Below are 16,988 nucleotides of genomic sequence, written 5' to 3' on the forward strand. Positions count from 1 at the left end.
TCTTCGCTCTCACACCAGTAGCCTCAGCGAACAACGCTCCCCCCTCACGACAAGGGGGAGGAGCGGCGCAGTCCTACCGTGGCAGAACGCTCGAACCCATCAGCATCTCGTCAATGGCGCGGGCCGCCTGTCGACCCTCACGGATCGCCCAGACCACCAGCGACTGACCCCGGCGCATGTCGCCGGCCGCCCAGATCTTCGCGTCGGAGGTGCGATAATCCTCCTCGTTCGCCTCGACGTTGCCGCGCTTGTCGACGCCGATCCCGGACTGCTCCAGCAGCCCCTTCTGGACCGACCCGGCAAAGCCAATCGCCATGAAGACGAGGTCGGCCGGTAGGACGAATTCCGAACCCTCGATCGGCTGGCGCTTGGCATCGACCCGGGCGCAGACGACGCCCGTAAGCCGTCCCTTCTTGTTGCCTTCGAGCCGGAGCGTTGCCGCCTGGAACTCGCGCTCCGCGCCCTCGGCCTGGCTGGAGGAGGTGCGCATCTTGGTCGGCCAGTAGGGCCACACGGTCAGCTTGTCCTCGCGCTCCGGCGGCCGCGGGCGGATGTCGAGCTGCGTCACCGACAGGGCCCCCTGGCGGAACGCCGTGCCGACGCAATCGGAGGCGGTGTCGCCGCCACCGATCACCACCACGTTCTTGCCGCTGGCCAGAATCGGCTGCTCGCCGTTGCCGCGCATCGGTTCGTTGTTCACCCGCCGGTTGGACTGGACGAGGAAGGGCATCGCGTAGTGCACGCCCTCCAGCTCCTGGCCGGGCAGCTGCGGATTGCGCGGATCCTCGGCGCCACCGCAGAACATCACGGCGTCGAACTCGGCCTTCAACTCGTCCACCGGTTTCGTCACGCCGATATTCTGGTTGTAGTGGAAGACGACGCCTTCGGCCTCCATCTGGCGCACGCGCCGGTCGATGTGGCGCTTCTCCATCTTGAAGTCCGGGATGCCGTAGCGGAGCAAACCGCCGGCCTTCGGCTCACGTTCGAAGACGTGGACGTCGTGCCCGACCCGGGCGAGCTGCTGCGCCGCCGCCATGCCGGCCGGGCCCGAGCCCACCACCGCCACCCGCTTGCCGGTGCGGATCTGCGCCGGCTCCGGTTTCACCCAGCCCATGTTCCACGCCCGGTCGGCGATCGCCTGCTCGATCGTCTTGATAGCGACCGGCTGGTTCTCGAGGTTCAGCGTGCAGGCTTCCTCGCAGGGCGCGGGGCAGACGCGGCCAGTGAATTCCGGAAAGTTGTTGGTCGAGTGGAGGTTGCGCGAGGCCTCCTCCCAATCCGACTGGAACACGAGGTCGTTCCAGTCCGGGATCTGGTTGTGGACCGGGCAGCCGGTCGGGCCGTGACAGAACGGGATGCCGCAATCCATGCAGCGCGCCGCCTGTTTGGTCAGGTCATGCTCGTCGAGCGGGAGCGTGAACTCGCGAAAATGCCGGACCCGGTCGGCGGCGAGCTGATACTTCTGCTCCTGCCGGTCGAATTCGAGGAAGCCTGTGATCTTGCCCATTGATCCGCCCCTGGGCCGGCCAGTCTCTGACTGCGCTGCCCGCGTCGTCGCGTCTTTTGTGTGCGGGACCGGGTGGCGAACCACCCGGTCTAAAGCGGCGGCTACTCCGCCGCCACCGGCATCCGTGCCATCTCCATCTCGCGGAGCGCCCGGCGATACTCCACCGGCATCACCTTCACGAACTTGGTGCGATAGCTCGACCAATCGTCCAGGATCGCCTTGGCGCGCGGGCTGCCCGTATATTTGAGATGGTTCTTGATGAGCTGCGTCAGCCGCTCCTCGTCGTGGCCCGACATGTCCGCCAGGATATCGACCCGCCCCTTGGTCTCCAGGTCGCCATCCTGGTGGAAGCGACGCATGAGGTCGTCCTCCTCCTCGACGGGTTCCAGATCGACCATGGACAGGTTGCAGCGCGCCGAGAACGAGCCGTCCTCGTCGAGCACGTAGGCGATGCCACCCGACATGCCGGCCGCGAAGTTGCGCCCGGTCTCGCCGATCGACACGACCACGCCGCCGGTCATGTACTCGCAGCCATGGTCGCCCATGCCCTCGACCACCGTGATCGCGCCGGAGTTACGCACCGCGAAGCGCTCGCCCGCCGAACCACGGATGTAACACTCGCCCGCGACAGCTCCGTACAGCACCGTGTTGCCGACCATGATGGTCCGGTCGGCAGGCGAGCGCAGCGCGTCGCTCGGCCGGATGATCAGCTTGCCGCCCGACAGACCCTTGCCGACATAGTCGTTGCCGTGGCCGGTCAGCTCGATGGTCACACCGGCAGCCACCCAGGCGCCGAAACTCTGGCCAGCGGTGCCGGTGAGCTTCACCACGATGGTGTCGTCCGGCAGGCCCTCGTGGCCGTGCGCCTTGGCGACCATGCCGGATAGCATCGCCCCAGCGGCCCGGTCCGAGTTGCGGATCGTGTCGGTGAGGACCACCGGCTCGCCGGTCTCGATGGCAGCTTGAGCCCCCGCGATCAGGCGCCGGTCGAGGACGGTGTCGACCGGGTGATACTGCTTCTCGACATGGCGGATTGCCGTGCCCTCGGCGACCTTCGGCCGGTGGAACAGCTTGGTGAAGTCCAGCCCGCGCGCCTTCCAGTGGGCAATGGCCTCGACCTTATCGAGCAGGTCGGAGCGGCCGACCGCCTCTTCGAGCTTGGTGAAGCCGAGCGACGCCAGGATCTCCCGCACCTCCTCGGCCACAAAGAAGAAGTAATTGACCACGTGCTCGGGCGTACCCTTGAAGCGCTTGCGCAGCACCGGATCCTGGGTGGCGACGCCGACCGGGCAGGTATTCAGGTGGCACTTGCGCATCATGATGCAGCCGGCCGCGATCAGCGGCGCGGTCGAGAAGCCCATCTGATCGGCGCCGAGGAGCGCCGCGATGATCACATCCCGCCCGGTGCGGATGCCGCCATCCGCCTGGAGGGCGACGCGCCCGCGCAGACCGTTGAGCACCAGCGTCTGCTGGGTCTCAGCCAGCCCGGTCTCCCACGGACCGCCGGCGTGCTTGAGCGAGGTCAGCGGTGCCGCGCCGGTGCCGCCATCGTACCCAGAGATCGTGATGTGGTCGGCCCGCGCCTTGGCGACGCCGGCCGCCACGGTGCCGACGCCGACCTCGGAGACGAGCTTCACCGACACGTCCGCCGACGGGTTCACGTTCTTCAGGTCGAAGATCAGCTGGGCCAGATCCTCGATCGAGTAGATGTCGTGGTGCGGCGGCGGCGAGATCAGGCCGACGCCCGGGGTGGCGTAGCGGACCTTGGCGATCTTGGCGTCGACCTTGTGGCCGGGCAGCTGGCCGCCCTCGCCGGGCTTGGCACCCTGCGCGACCTTGATCTGCATCATGTCGGAATTGACGAGGTATTCCGTCGTGACGCCGAACCGGCCGGAGGCCACCTGCTTGATCGCCGACCGGCGCGAGCGCCCGTCCGGCAACGGCTTGAACCGCTCGACCTCCTCGCCGCCCTCACCGGAATTCGAGCGGCCGCCGAAGGAGTTCAGCGCAATGGCCAGCGTCTCGTGCGCCTCCTTGGAGATGGAGCCGTACGACATGGCGCCGGTGGCGAAGCGCTTCACGATCTCGGAGGCCGGTTCGACCGATTCGAGTGGGACCGGCTCGCGGCCGATCTCGGAGGCCGACTTGAGGCGGAACAGCCCGCGCAGGGTCTTGAGCTGGTTCTCCTGCCGGTTCACCAGCTGCGCGTATTCCCGGTAGCGCTCCGGCACGTTGAGGCGCACCGCGTGCTGCAGCGTCGCCACCGTGTCGGGCGTCCAGGTGTGGGCCTCGCCGCGCAGGCGGTAAGCGTACTCGCCACCGACATCCAGGGCGTTGCGATAGACCGGCGCGTCGCCGAAGGCATCGCGGTGACGGCGGACCGTCTCCTCGGCCACCTCGGCCATGCCAACGCCCTCAATGGTCGTCGCCGTGCCGAAGAAGTCCCGTCCCACGAAGGTCGAGTTCAGGCCGATCGCGTCGAAGATCTGCGCGCCGCAATAGGATTGGTAGGTCGAGATGCCCATCTTGGACATCACCTTCAGCAGGCCCTTATCGATCGCCTTGATGTAGCGATAGATGATCTCGTCGTCGGCGAGATCTGGCGGGAACTCGTCCTTCATATCGAGCAGCGTCTCGAAGGCGAGGTACGGGTTGATCGCCTCGGCGCCGTAGCCCGCCAGGCACGCGAAGTGATGCACCTCGCGCGGCTCGCCCGATTCGACCACGAGGCCGACCGAGGTCCGCAGTCCCTTGCGGATGAGGTAGTTGTGCACGGATGCCGTCGCGAGCAGGGCCGGGATCGGGATCCGGTCCGGCCCCACCGCCCGGTCGGTGAGCACGATGATGTTGTAGCCGCCACGCACCGCCGCCTCGGCCCGGTCGCAGAGCCGATCGAGGGCACCGTCCATGGCCTGCGCGCCCATCTCGGCCGGGTAGGTCACGTCCAGAGTCTTGGTGTCGAACCGGTCCTCGAAATGGCCGATCGAGCGGATCTTCTCCAGGTCGCCGTTTGTGAGGATCGGCTGGCGGACCTCCAAGCGCTTGCGCCGGGACGCGCCCTCCATGTCGAGCAGGTTCGGCCGCGGCCCGATAAACGAGACGAGGCTCATCACGGCCTCCTCGCGGATCGGATCGATCGGCGGGTTGGTGACCTGCGCGAAGTTCTGCTTGAAGTAGGTGTAGAGCAGCTTGGACTTCTCGGAGAGCGCCGAGAGCGGCGTATCCGTGCCCATCGAGCCGACCGCCTCCTGACCTGTGACGGCCATGGGCTGCATCAGCAGCTTGAGATCTTCCTGGGTGTAGCCGAAGGCCTGCTGGCGATCGAGCAGGTTCACGTCGCCACGCGACTCGCGCGGCTGCACCGGGCGTAGATCCTCCAGAACGATCTGGGTGTTCTTCACCCAGTCGGCATAGGGATGCGCCGCGGCGAGCTCGCCCTTGATCTCTTCGTCGGAGACGATGCGGCCCTTCTGGAGGTCGATCAGCAGCATCCGGCCCGGCTGGAGGCGCCACGACTGCACGATCTTCTCGTCCGGGATCGGCAGGGTGCCCATTTCCGAGGCGAGTACCACCAGCCCGTCATCGGTGACGATGTAGCGGGCCGGGCGCAGGCCGTTGCGGTCCAGCGTCGCGCCGATCTGACGCCCGTCGGTGAACGCCACGGCCGCCGGGCCGTCCCACGGCTCCATCAGTGCGGCGTGGTACTCGTAGAAGGCGCGCCGCTCCTCGCTCATCAGCGGATTGCCGGCCCAGGCCTCCGGAATCAGCATCATCATCGCGTGGGCGAGCGGGTAGCCGCCCTGCACGAGGAACTCGAGGGCGTTGTCGAAGCAGGCGGTGTCGGACTGGCCCTCGTACGAGATCGGCCAAAGCTTCGAGATGTCGTTGCCGAACAGATCGGAATCGACACTCGCCTGACGGGCCGCCATCCAGTTGACGTTGCCGCGCAGCGTATTGATCTCGCCGTTATGGGCGACCATCCGGTAGGGGTGCGACAGCCGCCAGGTCGGGAACGTGTTGGTGGCGAAGCGTTGGTGCACGAGCGCGATGGCCGAGACGAAGCGCTCGTCCTTCAAGTCGAGGAAGTAGCCGCCGAGCTGCGTGACCAGCACCATGCCCTTGTAGACGATGGTCCGGGTGGAGACCGAAACGGGGTAGAACTCCTTCACCCGCGGATCGTCGAGGGCGTAGACCCTGTTGGAGATCCCCTTGCGCGCGACGTAGACCCGGCGCTCGAACGCGTCCTGATCGGTCACTGAGGCGGGCCGGCCGATGAAGACCTGCCGGTGATGGGGCTCGGTGGCCTTCACGGCGACGCCGAGATCCTCCGGATCGACCGGCACGTCGCGCCAGCCGAGCAGCGGCAGGCCTTCGGACGCGAGGACCGATTCGACGATCTCCTGAATGATCGCCCGCGGCTCCTCGGCCTTGGGCATGAAGAACTGACCGATCGCGTAGGCGCCGGCCGGCGGCAGCTCGAAGCCGAGGCGCGAGCATTCGTCGGAAAAGAAGCCGTGCGGGATCTGCGTGAGGATGCCGCAACCGTCGCCCATCTTCGGGTCGGCACCGACAGCACCCCGGTGATCGAGGTTCTCGAGGATGTTCAGACCCTGCTGGACGATCGCGTGCGTGCGGCGATCGTGCATGTCGGCGATGAAGCCGACGCCGCAGGCGTCGCGCTCGTGGGCCGGATCGTAGGCGCCCTGAGCTTTCGGCAGCGCGGGATCGCGCACGATGAGCGGCATCGTGCCACCGCGCGGGGCGGCAGCCTGGAGCGTGGAAGCGGCAAACGCGTCGGCGGGCCTGCGCTGTGACATGCTTCGATTCGTCCTTCCCTCGACACCGTCCGCCCATGAGCGCCCGCTCATGAACCTGCGAGCATGTTTCGTGCCCGCGTGCCGTTGGCGCCAGCCACTCCGACCACATGCCGCAGGCCGTCCGGCCGGTCCGCAGGGACACGTCCTTCGGCTTGCGTTCATCGAGGACCCGGACCGCTCGGGGAGCGGTGCGCTGGCGCGCCCGTATCCGTCTGCCGGAATGTCTCGCCCGCACGCGAGACGGCGACGGCCGGTGCACGGCCAATGGGACAGTTGTGCTGTCCTATGTCGCGAAATTGCCAGATTGAAATGCTTTCAGCAAGTGACTGACGCCGAGCCCTCCAACGGGCATTCGGTCGCCTGGCGAAGAGTCGCGTCCAGCTTCCGCAATCTCGCCCGAATCGGGTTGTCTACCCCAGGTGCCGAGCACAAGCGGCATGCGGGGCAACGACCCTGCCGGCATGGTCGAGGTCCGGGTCCTACCGGCCCGGACCATGCCGGAACCGGATACTCTGCCGGGTCTCCAGCACGGGAACGCACCAGAGTGACAATAACGAACAGGACGTCCGCGCGCCTTCGGACCACGATGAGCCGGGCGCTCTGCGCCACACTCCTGTGCGGCGGCGCGCTGCTGGGCCTCTGCGACGGGGCCAGCGCCCAGTTCGCCTTCGAGGAAGAGGTCGTGCCCCCGCGGGTGGTGGCGTGGCGCCTCGCCGACCAGGGTTTCACCGGCCTGAGCCGTCCGCGCTTCAATGGGCGCGTCTATGTGGTCGAGGCCGTGAGCCCGGCGGGCATGCCGATACGGCTGTTCGTGGATCCGGGATCGGGCGGGATCGTCGGGCGCCAGCGCCTCGGTGCACCCGACGCGTATGCGCGGCTGGAGCGGCCCGCCCCCGGTTTCGGCTGGACCGAGGAGGATGCCGGACCCCGGCGAGCGCTACGTGCCGTGCCGGGAGCGGATGCTCCGGCCCTGCGCCTCGATCGACGCACGACGGCGCGGCCCGAAGGCAACCCCGACGGCCTCAATCCCGACAGCGCCGGCCAAAGCCCGACGCGGCGCAAGCTTGCGCGCACCGCACCGGCACGGAATCCCGAGCTGCGTGCCACGAATCGGACCTCGCCCGAGGCGCCGGCCCCCAAGATCGCTCCGGCCGAGGCGTCCAAGGCCGAACCGAAGGTCGAACCGGCACCCGAGACCAAGTCGGCGGCGATCGACCGGGCACCGTCCGCCACTCCTGCACCGCGGCCGGACGACGCGGCCAAGCCCGCCGCCCCCACCGTGGCGGAGGCGGCCAAGCCGGTCGCCAAGGACTGGAAGGATCCGCCGACCGAGAAGAAGCCCGTCCGGGTGATCGGTGGCGCAACCATCGTTCCCGGCCCATCCGAGAAGGAGCCGGCGGCTCAGTAACGTCCTATGCCGTTACGAGCCGTTCCGCCCCGGTGAACACCGTCACCGTGTCGGCGCGCGCGATGGCGCAGAGCGTGATCCCGTGTACCCGGGCCCGTTCGAGCGCCAGGGACGTCGGCGCCGAGATCGCCACGATCACGGCCGCACCGAGACGCGCGGCCTTCTCGACCATCTCGAACGAGCAGCGGCTGGTGATCACCAGAAAACCTTGATCCGCCCGAGTTCCGGCCCGCATCAGGGCGCCGATCAGTTTGTCCAGCGCGTTGTGGCGCCCGACATCCTCCCGCACGGCCAGCAGCTCACCGTCGAGACCCGCCCAGGCGGCTGCATGGACCGCCCGGGTCTCCGCCCCGAGACGCTGTGCAGCGTCGAGGCCCGCAAGCGCCCGGGCGATCGCCGGGAGCCGGATCTGCAGAGATGGAACGGCCCGCATCTCCGCCCGCGGCAACTCCGCCAGATCCTCGATGCCGCAAACGCCGCATCCGGTGCGTCCACTGATCGCGCGCTTGCGGGCGAGATGCTCGCGCAACCGCCCCGGGGCCAGATCGATGTGGAGCCGCACGCCGTCCGACCCGGCCTCGACCCGCGTTCCGCGGATCTCTTCGGCACTCTCCACGATCCCTTCGGTGAGACTGAAGCCGTAGGCGAAATCGTCGAGATCGGACGGTGTCGCCATCATGACCGCGTGCGGCACGCTGCCGTACACCAAGTTGACTGGTGTCTCGACAGCGAGCGCCCGATTGCCGGACAAAGCCCGGTCGCCGGACCGCGTCGCATCGCCTGTGTAAGCAACGACCAGCATCGGGACGTTCACCGAGCAGGGCGGCAGGCTGGTGAGTTGAGTCCCGGTGTCGGTCGACATACAGCGCTCCAATAGCGAGTCTCCTACGTATCGATCACCGTTCGCGACACAATGGTGCGGCGGCAAACCTGCGCGCGACCGAGGTGGGACCCTCGCAAACCGCTGGAAAGCGCGCGATGCGACGCTTGTGCGGTTGCGCCATGGCGGCCCTTGTGGTCTGAAGCCCCGGTCGGATAATGCCGGGTGACACAACCGGCACTCCGTCACGTTGGCACAATCTCACTCTCAGTCGAGTGGGGGCCGGCGGGACCCAGCAGCCAGGGGAGCCACGAGAGGCAGATGCGGACGGTGCGGACGATCAACCGGTCACTCTGGAGCCTCGCCACGTTCGGCGCCCTGCTCTTCCCGACAGCGCATGCTCAGGCCGGCGGCTTCGGCCAGCCGATCCCGTGGGAGATGAGCCGGCAGATCCCGGTCACTGAGAACGCCCGGGACATCCTGAACTTCGAGATCGGCCTCCACTGGTTGTCGATTGCAATCTCGGTCTTCGTCCTGGGCTTGATCCTGTGGTGCGTGTTCCGCTTCGGCGAGAAGCGCAACCCGACACCCTCGCGTACGACCCACAACACCGCCATCGAGGTCGCCTGGACGATCGTTCCGGTGCTGATCCTAGTCGCTGTGGCGATCCCGTCCTTCCGCCTGCTGCGCACGCAGCTCTCCGATCCGAAAGCCGACATGATCGTGAAGGTCATCGGCCACGCATGGTACTGGTCCTACGAGTACCCGCAGACCGAGGCTGGCGGCGGCTTCACCTTCGATGCCAACATCGACGAGGACAAGCAGCCACGCCTGCTGCAGACCGACAACGAGATGGTGGTCCCGGTCGGCAAGATCGTGAAGATCCAGGTCACCGCCGCGGACGTCCTGCATTCCTGGGCGATGCCGTCCTTCGGCTTCAAGATCGACGCCGTGCCCGGCCGCCTGAACCAGATGTGGTTCAAGGCCGACAAGGAAGGCACCTTCCACGGCCAGTGCTCGGAGCTCTGCGGCCAGCGCCACGCCTATATGCCGATCGTCGTCCGCGTGGTCAGCGAGCAGGCCTATGCCGAATGGCTGACGGAGGCGAAGACCAAATACGCCCGCATCGATAACGGCACGAGCCTCGCCGAGGCGCGCTGAGCCCCGGCTGACCGAACCCTTCCGATTCACAAGGCACCCGAATCCATGGCTACAGCCGCAGCCCATGCCGAGGCCCACGAGGTCCACGACCACAAGCCCTCGTTCTTTGCCCGGTGGTTCCTGTCGACGAACCACAAGGACATCGGCACCCTCTATCTGCTCTTCGCCTTCTGCGCCGGCATGATCGGCGCCTTCCTCTCCTTCGGCATCCGGATGGAGATGGAGCAGCCCGGACTGCAGTACTTCTCGAACCCGGCGACCTACAACGTGTTCGTCACGGGTCACGGCCTCATCATGGTGTTCTTCATGGTGATGCCGGCGCTGATCGGCGGCTTCGGCAACTGGTTCGTGCCGCTCATGATCGGTGCGCCCGATATGGCGTTCCCGCGCATGAACAACATCTCGTTCTGGCTGACGGTGGCGGGCTTCTGCTCGCTGCTGTGCTCGCTCTTCGTCGAGGGTGCACCGGGAGCCTCGGGCGCCGGCACCGGCTGGACCGTCTACCCGCCGCTTTCGACCGCCGGCCATCCCGGCCCGGCCGTCGACTTCGCGATCTTCGCCCTGCACCTCTCCGGCGCTGGCTCGATCCTCGGCGCGATCAACTTCATCACCACCATCCTGAACATGCGCGCCCCGGGCATGACGCTGCACAAGATGCCGCTCTTCGCCTGGGCCGAGCTGGTCACCGCCTTCCTGCTGCTGCTCTCGCTACCGGTTCTGGCGGGCGCCATCACGATGCTGCTGACCGATCGGAACTTCGGCACGACCTTCTTCGATCCGGCCGGCGGCGGTGACCCGATCCTGTACCAGCACCTGTTCTGGTTCTTCGGTCACCCCGAAGTCTACATCATGATCCTGCCGGCCTTCGGCATCGTCTCCCACATCATCGCCACCTTCTCGCGCAAGCCCGTCTTCGGCTACCTCGCGATGGCCTACGCCATGGTGGCGATCGGCGTGGTCGGCTTCGTCGTGTGGGCCCACCACATGTACACGGTCGGCCTGTCGCTGCAGACGCAGTCCTACTTCGTGTTCGCCACCATGGTGATCGCGGTGCCGACCGGCGTGAAGATCTTCTCGTGGATCGCCACCATGTGGGGTGGCTCCATCCGCTTCACCGCAGCGATGCACTGGGCGGTGGGCTTCATCTTCCTGTTCACGGTCGGCGGAGTCACCGGCGTCGTGCTCGCCAACTCGGCGGTCGATAAGTACCTGCACGACACCTACTACGTGGTCGCCCACTTCCACTACGTGCTGTCCCTGGGCGCGGTATTCGTCATCTTCGCCGGTGTCTACTACTGGTTCCCGAAGATGACCGGCCGCATCATCCCGGAATGGGCTGGCAAGCTGCACTTCTGGCTGGCCTTCATCGGTGCGAACGTCCTGTTCTTCCCGATGCACTTCCTCGGCCTCGCCGGCATGCCGCGACGCTACGCCGACTATCCGGAGGCCTTCGCGGGCTGGCATAAGGTCTCGACCTACGGCGGCCACATCTTCGGCCTCGGCATGTTCGTGTTCGTCATCGGCGTGGTCATGGCCTTCCGCTCGAAGGAGCGCGCCGCGGACAATCCGTGGGGCGAAGGCGCCACCACGTTGGAGTGGACGCTCACGTCCCCGCCGCCCTTCCACCAGTTCGAGACGCTGCCCCGCATCGTCGACGAGCCGGGCGCACACTGATAGAAACAAGCGAGGGCCGCGTATGCGGCCCTCGCCCTTCCCCGGAGGCCGGTTCACCGACCTCCCGGCAAGGGTGAGCGTTGAGGGCGATCCGCATGGGCCGTGGGACAAATCCCGGGCCCCGCTCACGTAACCCCTTGGAATACGTCGAATTCGAAACTCGACTCGGCCGTGACGCGCGTGGCCGGGCGCCGGCACAGCAGCGGCAGACGCGATGACGAGCCTGACGAACACCATTGGACGGGACGGCCCGGCCCCAGCCCTTTCGACGGCTGGCGGAGATGTCCCGGACTATTTCGCGCTTCTGAAGCCGCGGGTGATGGTCCTCGTGATCTTCACAGCCCTCGTCGGCATGGTCGTGTCGCAGGGTCACGTGCAACCGGCGATCGGTGCGATCTCGCTGCTCGCCATTGCAGTCGGTGCCGGCGCCTCCGGCTGTCTCAACATGTGGTGGGATGCGGACATCGACGCCGTGATGAGCCGCACCGCCACGCGGCCGATTCCGGCCGGTCGCATTACGTCCGAGGAGGCCCTCGGCTTCGGGCTGTTTCTGTCGGTCGCCTCGGTGCTGGTGCTGGGCCTCGCCGCCAACCTTCTGGCTGCGGCCCTGCTCGCCTTCACGATCGTGTTCTACGCGGTGGTCTATTCGATGTGGCTGAAGCGGGCGACCGCGCAGAACATCGTGATCGGCGGCGCCGCGGGCGCCCTGCCCCCGGTCATCGGCCAAGCCGTGGTGTCCGGTTCGGTCGGGATCGAGTCGCTGGTCCTGTTCGCCATCATCTTTATCTGGACGCCGCCGCATTTCTGGGCGCTGGCCCTGATCAAGGCGGACGAGTACGCCAAGGCCGGCATTCCGATGATGCCGAACGTGGCCGGTCCCGCGTCCACCCGCCGCCAGATCGTCGGGTATTCCTTGTTGCTGGCGCCCCTCAGTCTCGCACCCGTCGCCCTGGGCTTCGGCGGCCTGCTCTACGCCGTGATCGGTCTCGTGGGCGGTCTCGGCATGGTCGCCTTCAGCGTCCGCGTGCTGCGCAATCGCGAGGGTGAGGCGGAGCGGCGTGCGGCCCTCGGCATGTTCGGCTTCTCGATCCTCTATCTCTTCGCGTTGTTCTCCGCGTTGCTGGCCGAGCAGAGCTTCGGCCTGTTCCGGCCGGTCCTGGGCTGAGCGCGATGCTAGAGCCGAAGGGCCAGTACCGTCCGCTCACCCCCGAGGAGGAAGCCCGCCGCCGGAAGCGCTCGGTGGCGATCGCCCTGGCGCTCGGAGCCTGGGTCCTGCTGTTCTTCGTGCTGACGATCGTCAAGCTCGGGCCGCAGATCCTCAGCCGGCCGCTCTGAGAGGACTCGTCATGGCCGCACCGCATCAGAACCCGAGCCGCGGCGCCAACCGCACGGCGCTGGCCTGCGCGGGCCTCGCGGTTGGCATGATCGGCCTCGCCTTCGCGTCCGTCCCGCTCTACGACGCCTTCTGCAAGGCCACCGGCTATGACGGGACGCCCCGTCAGGGTCCGGCGCTCGCGGCATCCGCGGCCCGGGCCGACGACAGCATGGTGGTCCATTTCGACACCAACGTCGCGCCGGGTCTGCCCTGGAAGTTTGCTGCCGAGACGAACAGCGTCGAGGCCAAGCTCGGCGAAACCAAAACGGTGTTCTTTCGCGTGCAGAACACCGGGACGAAGCCTTCGACCGGGGTCGCGACCTTCAACGTCCAGCCCGGCCTGATGGGCGGCTACTTCGTGAAGATCGCCTGCTTCTGCTTCAACGCCCAGACACTGCAGCCGGGCGAGACCCTCGACGTGCCGGTGGTCTTCTACGTCGATCCGGCGGTGCGCGACGACTCGAACACTGCGCATCTCAGCGAGATGACGCTGTCCTACACCTACTTCGCCAGCAAGAATGGTGAGCCGGTGACCGCCGCGGCGGCCATCGCGGCCCCATCCGGGACGAAGCGGGAATTCTGATCGCGGACGCGTGACAACACTGGTCCGCACCGACTAAACGTGCAGACAAGCTTGGGTGTGGTTTGTGCCGCGTCCGGCCAAGAGCAAACAGCAAGCAGCGTCAGGCCGGATGCCGAAAACGGCGCAGGGCGGCGGGTGAGGAGCGACGGGATAATGGCCGAGGCGCACGCCAAGAATCACGACTTTCACATCCTGAGCCCGAGTCCGTGGCCGCTGATCGGCGCCTTCTCGGGCTTCCTGATGGCGTTCGGCGCCGTCTTCTGGATGAAGAGCCTGCAGATCGGCACCCTGACGCCGGGCCCCTACATCTTCGGTGCCGGCACGATCGGCGTCCTCTACACCATGTACTCGTGGTGGAAGGACGTGGCCCACGAGGCGAATTCCGGCGACCACACCCGGGTCGTCCAGCTTCACCACCGCTACGGCATGATGATGTTCATCGCCTCCGAGGTGATGTTCTTCGTGGCTTGGTTCTGGGCCTACTTCGAAGCGGCGCTCTACACCGCCGACCCGATCCAGGTGTCGCGCGTGGAGTTCACCGGCGGTGTCTGGCCGCCGAAGGGGATCGAGGCGTTCGACCCCTGGCACCTACCGCTGCTCAACACCCTGATCCTGCTGACTTCGGGCACCACCGTGACCTGGGCCCACCACGCGCTGCTCGAGGGTGATCGCAAGGGCCTGAAGTACGGCCTGTGGTTGACCATCATCCTGGGCGTGCTGTTCACCGCATGTCAGGCCTACGAGTACAGCCACGCCGAGTTCGCCTTCTCGGGCAGCATCTACTCGTCGACCTTCTTCATGGCGACGGGTTTCCACGGCGCCCACGTGATCATCGGCACGATCTTCCTCGCCGTCTGCCTGTTCCGTGCCTATGCGGGCCAGTTCACGACGCGCCAGCATCTCGGTTTCGAGTTCGCCGCCTGGTACTGGCACTTCGTCGACGTGGTGTGGCTGTTCCTCTTCGCCGCGATCTACGTGTGGGGCTCGGGCGTCTTCCACGGCGCCGCTCACTGAGATCCATCCCGCCACCGCATGGCGGACCTGTGAAGGGCGGCTTTGGCCGCCCTTTTTCGTGTCCGGACCCCGCGAATCCCCATATCGTTGCGGACACCTCGGATGCGGCATGGTCGTCGACATACGGGTGAGTCTGGAGTCTGCCCGTGGATCACCGCATTTACGCGCCGTTGCCGCCGGTCCCCACGGGTTTACGCGGCCGGTGTCCGCGCTGCGGCGAGGGTCACCTGTTCAAGGGTTACTTGGCCCTGCGGCCCGCCTGCGAGTCTTGCGGGCTCGATTATTCGCATTTCGACTCGGCCGACGGCCCAGCCTTCTTCGTCATGTCGATCGTCGGCTTGATCGTGGTCGGTCTCGCCCTGTGGCTTGAGATTACCTACGAGCCGCCGATCTGGGTCCACGCGCTGGTCGCCGTCACGATGTCGGTCGGCCTCAGCCTGATCCTCGTCCGGCCGCTCAAGGGCATGCTGATCGCCCTCCAGTACAGCAACAAGGCCGAGCAAGGGCGTTTCGAACCGTGACGGCCGTTGTCGCCAGAGGCGCCTGGCGCGATCTCGTCGCGCCCGGCATCGCCGCCCTGATTGCGCTGGCGATCCTCATCGGCCTCGGGACGTGGCAGATCGAACGCAAGTCCTGGAAAGAGGAGCTGATCAACCGCATCGTCCGGCAGACCCAGGCGGCGCCGGTGGCACCACCGTTGGCCGCGGATTGGGATCCGGCCCGGGACGAATTCCGCCACGTGCGCGTCAGCGGCCGCTTCCTCAACGACAAGGAGACGCTGGTGCACGGGCTCGCCGCCGGCGAGACGCCGGGCCGGGCTCTGCAGGGCTATTATGTGCTGACGCCTTTCGTGCGCGACGACGGCGGCATGGTGCTGATCAATCGCGGCTTCGTCCCGACCGAGCTCAAGGCCCAATCGGATCGGCGGGACGGTCTGATCGACGGGTCCACCACGGTGACCGGCATCCTGCGCGCCAGCGAGCCGCGCGGCCTGTTCGTGCCGGAGCCGGACCCGGCACGAGGTGAATGGTTCAACCGGGACATCGCTGGTATCGCGTCCGCCCGCGGTCTCTCGGACGTCGCGCCCTATCTGATCGAGGCCGATGCGGCCCCCGGCCCGACCACTTGGCCCCGCGGTGGCCAGCTCCGGGTGGATCTGCCCAACAACCACCTGCAATACGCGTTCACGTGGTTCAGCCTCGCGGCCTGCCTGATTGCGGTCTTTTCCGTGTTCGCTTGGCGCCGCCTTCACGAGCCGGACACGCGGCAAGAGGCCTAGCACAAACCCGCTCCGCTGAGCCACTTTCGAAGAAGAGCCTCATCTAGGCAGCGTTCAAAAGGGCAACCCGTTCCTTTGACCTGCGGCCGTTCCGCCGGAATACTTCCGCTCGACTTGATCGATCGGCCGCTCTCTGGATCTTGTATTCAGTTTGCGGCGATCCCTCGAAATGGACACGGCGCAGGGCGCCGCTCGGTCCAGGGAGCGCCGAATGACCAGCCTTCACATTGCGGAAGCGGAGCCTGCGCCGATCCGTTTCGCCTACTGGGTGCCCAACGTCTCGGGCGGCCTCGTGATCAGCAAGATCCCGCAACGAACAAGCTGGGACGCTGACTACAACCGGAAGCTGGCACAGATCGCCGAGGAAGCCGGCTTCGACTATGCGCTGACGCAGATCCGGTTCACCGCCGGCTATGGCGCCGAATACCAGCACGAGTCGGTGGCGTTCAGCCATGCGCTGCTGGCAGCCACCACGAAGCTCAAGGTGATCGCCGCGATCCTACCCGGCCCCTGGAACCCGACGCTCGCCGCGAAGCAGATCGCCACGATCGCACAGCTCACCGACAATCGCGTTGCGGTGAACATCGTGTCGGGCTGGTTCTCGGGCGAGTTCCGGGCGATCGGCGAGCCGTGGCTCGACCATGACGAGCGCTACCGCCGCTCGGAGGAATTCATTCGCAGCCTGCGCGGGATCTGGACCCAGGACAACTTCACCTTCCGCGGGGATTTCTATCGGTACAGCGACTACACGTTGAAGCCGAAGCCGGGTCAGCCGCTGCCGGAGATCTTCCAGGGCGGCTCCTCGCGGGCAGCGCGCGACATGGCGGCCCGGGTGTCCGATTGGTACTTCACCAACGGCAACACGCCCGACAACATCCGCGCCCAGGTCGACGATATTCGCGCCAAGGCGGCGCAGAGCGGCAACAACCCGCGGATCGGCGTCAACGCCTTCGTGATCGCCCGCGAGACCGAGAAAGAGGCCCGCGCCGTTCTTCAGGAGATCATCGACCACGCCGACGCCGATGCCGTAAAGGCCTTCGGCCACGAGGCGAAGAATGCCGGCAAGGCCTCGCCGGAGGGCGAGGGCAACTGGGCAAAATCCAGCTTCGAGGATCTGGTCCAGTACAACGACGGTTTTCGGACCAACCTGATCGGTACACCCGATCAGATCGCCGAGCGGATCCTCGCTCTCAAGGATGCCGGTGCGGATCTCGCGCTTCTGGCCTTCCTGCATTTCCAGGAGGAGGTCGCGTATTTCGGTACGCACGTGATCCCGCGGGTGCGCGCCCTGGAGGCCGCCCGCGCCCAGCGCGCCGAAGCGGCCTGACCGTCCAGCGTTTCCCTTCGCCA

The 16,988-nt window shown here is 66.8% G+C and carries 13 protein-coding genes; 10 read left to right on the forward strand and 3 right to left on the reverse strand.

Annotated features, from left to right (window positions below):
• Positions 1-73: 73 nt before the first annotated feature.
• Both MKK84_RS15840 and gltB read right to left on the reverse strand, forming a co-directional pair.
• Positions 74-1,507: a glutamate synthase subunit beta gene (locus MKK84_RS15840; RefSeq protein ID WP_243921238.1), complete on the reverse strand. Its 1,434-nt coding sequence runs from the start codon at positions 1,505-1,507 to the stop codon at positions 74-76.
• 101 nt (positions 1,508-1,608) lie between these two features.
• Positions 1,609-6,324 (reverse strand): glutamate synthase large subunit, encoded by a 4,716-nt coding sequence (gltB, locus tag MKK84_RS15845; protein ID WP_409566505.1) that lies wholly within the window; start codon positions 6,322-6,324, stop codon positions 1,609-1,611.
• A 586-nt stretch (positions 6,325-6,910) separates the two neighbouring features.
• On the opposite strand from gltB, the gene MKK84_RS15850 reads away from it, so the two are divergent.
• On the forward strand, positions 6,911-7,732 hold the full coding sequence (locus tag MKK84_RS15850; protein WP_243921240.1) for a hypothetical protein: 822 nt from the start codon (positions 6,911-6,913) through the stop codon (positions 7,730-7,732).
• 4 nt (positions 7,733-7,736) lie between these two features.
• Here MKK84_RS15850 and fdhD read toward each other — a convergent pair whose 3' ends face one another.
• Complete coding sequence (gene fdhD, locus MKK84_RS15855) at positions 7,737-8,594, reverse strand: formate dehydrogenase accessory sulfurtransferase FdhD (protein WP_409566506.1); 858 nt, start codon at positions 8,592-8,594, stop codon at positions 7,737-7,739.
• 279 nt (positions 8,595-8,873) lie between these two features.
• Between fdhD and coxB the strand changes: the two genes are divergently transcribed.
• From coxB to sfnG, 9 genes are all read left to right on the forward strand, one after another.
• The gene (gene coxB, locus MKK84_RS15860; protein ID WP_243921242.1) at positions 8,874-9,713 is read left to right on the forward strand and encodes a cytochrome c oxidase subunit II; all 840 of its coding nucleotides are present in this window, start codon (positions 8,874-8,876) and stop codon (positions 9,711-9,713) included.
• 45 nt (positions 9,714-9,758) lie between these two features.
• Positions 9,759-11,387 carry a cytochrome c oxidase subunit I gene (gene ctaD / locus MKK84_RS15865; protein ID WP_243921245.1) on the forward strand — a complete coding sequence of 543 codons (1,629 nt, stop codon included), beginning with the start codon at positions 9,759-9,761 and terminating at the stop codon, positions 11,385-11,387.
• A 214-nt stretch (positions 11,388-11,601) separates the two neighbouring features.
• A complete protein-coding gene (locus tag MKK84_RS15870; protein ID WP_243921247.1) occupies positions 11,602-12,552 on the forward strand; it encodes a heme o synthase in 951 nt (316 codons plus the stop codon).
• Between the two features lie 5 nt (positions 12,553-12,557).
• Positions 12,558-12,722: a hypothetical protein gene (locus tag MKK84_RS15875; protein WP_243921249.1), complete on the forward strand. Its 165-nt coding sequence runs from the start codon at positions 12,558-12,560 to the stop codon at positions 12,720-12,722.
• Positions 12,723-12,733: 11 nt separating this feature from the next.
• Positions 12,734-13,345 (forward strand): cytochrome c oxidase assembly protein, encoded by a 612-nt coding sequence (locus MKK84_RS15880; RefSeq protein ID WP_243921251.1) that lies wholly within the window; start codon positions 12,734-12,736, stop codon positions 13,343-13,345.
• A 153-nt stretch (positions 13,346-13,498) separates the two neighbouring features.
• Positions 13,499-14,359, forward strand: coding sequence for a cytochrome c oxidase subunit 3 (locus MKK84_RS15885; protein ID WP_243921253.1), 861 nt, complete (start codon positions 13,499-13,501; stop codon positions 14,357-14,359).
• Positions 14,360-14,505: 146 nt separating this feature from the next.
• A complete protein-coding gene (locus MKK84_RS15890) occupies positions 14,506-14,880 on the forward strand; it encodes a DUF983 domain-containing protein (RefSeq protein ID WP_243921255.1) in 375 nt (124 codons plus the stop codon).
• Positions 14,877-15,638, forward strand: coding sequence for an SURF1 family protein (locus MKK84_RS15895; RefSeq protein ID WP_243921257.1), 762 nt, complete (start codon positions 14,877-14,879; stop codon positions 15,636-15,638). The genes MKK84_RS15890 and MKK84_RS15895 overlap by 4 nt, the downstream gene beginning before the upstream one ends.
• Before the next feature lie 211 nt (positions 15,639-15,849).
• Positions 15,850-16,965, forward strand: coding sequence for a dimethylsulfone monooxygenase SfnG (gene sfnG / locus MKK84_RS15900; RefSeq protein WP_243921259.1), 1,116 nt, complete (start codon positions 15,850-15,852; stop codon positions 16,963-16,965).
• Positions 16,966-16,988: the final 23 nt, after the last annotated feature.

Origin of the sequence: Methylobacterium sp. E-065, assembly GCF_022829605.1 — a bacterium.
GTDB lineage: Bacteria > Pseudomonadota > Alphaproteobacteria > Rhizobiales > Beijerinckiaceae > Methylobacterium.

Bases quoted from the DNA above. Each gene is read 5' to 3' on its own strand.
- fdhD (WP_409566506.1), bottom strand. From the start codon at position 8,594: ATGTCGACCGACACCGGGACTCAACTCACCAGCCTGCCGCCCTGCTCG.
- MKK84_RS15875 (WP_243921249.1), top strand. From the start codon at position 12,558: ATGCTAGAGCCGAAGGGCCAGTACCGTCCGCTCACCCCCGAGGAGGAA.
- sfnG (WP_243921259.1), top strand. From the start codon at position 15,850: ATGACCAGCCTTCACATTGCGGAAGCGGAGCCTGCGCCGATCCGTTTC.
- MKK84_RS15850 (WP_243921240.1), top strand. From the start codon at position 6,911: ATGAGCCGGGCGCTCTGCGCCACACTCCTGTGCGGCGGCGCGCTGCTG.
- coxB (WP_243921242.1), top strand. From the start codon at position 8,874: ATGCGGACGGTGCGGACGATCAACCGGTCACTCTGGAGCCTCGCCACG.
- gltB (WP_409566505.1), bottom strand. From the start codon at position 6,324: ATGTCACAGCGCAGGCCCGCCGACGCGTTTGCCGCTTCCACGCTCCAG.
- MKK84_RS15870 (WP_243921247.1), top strand. From the start codon at position 11,602: ATGACGAGCCTGACGAACACCATTGGACGGGACGGCCCGGCCCCAGCC.
- ctaD (WP_243921245.1), top strand. From the start codon at position 9,759: ATGGCTACAGCCGCAGCCCATGCCGAGGCCCACGAGGTCCACGACCAC.
- MKK84_RS15880 (WP_243921251.1), top strand. From the start codon at position 12,734: ATGGCCGCACCGCATCAGAACCCGAGCCGCGGCGCCAACCGCACGGCG.
- MKK84_RS15885 (WP_243921253.1), top strand. From the start codon at position 13,499: ATGGCCGAGGCGCACGCCAAGAATCACGACTTTCACATCCTGAGCCCG.
- MKK84_RS15840 (WP_243921238.1), bottom strand. From the start codon at position 1,507: ATGGGCAAGATCACAGGCTTCCTCGAATTCGACCGGCAGGAGCAGAAG.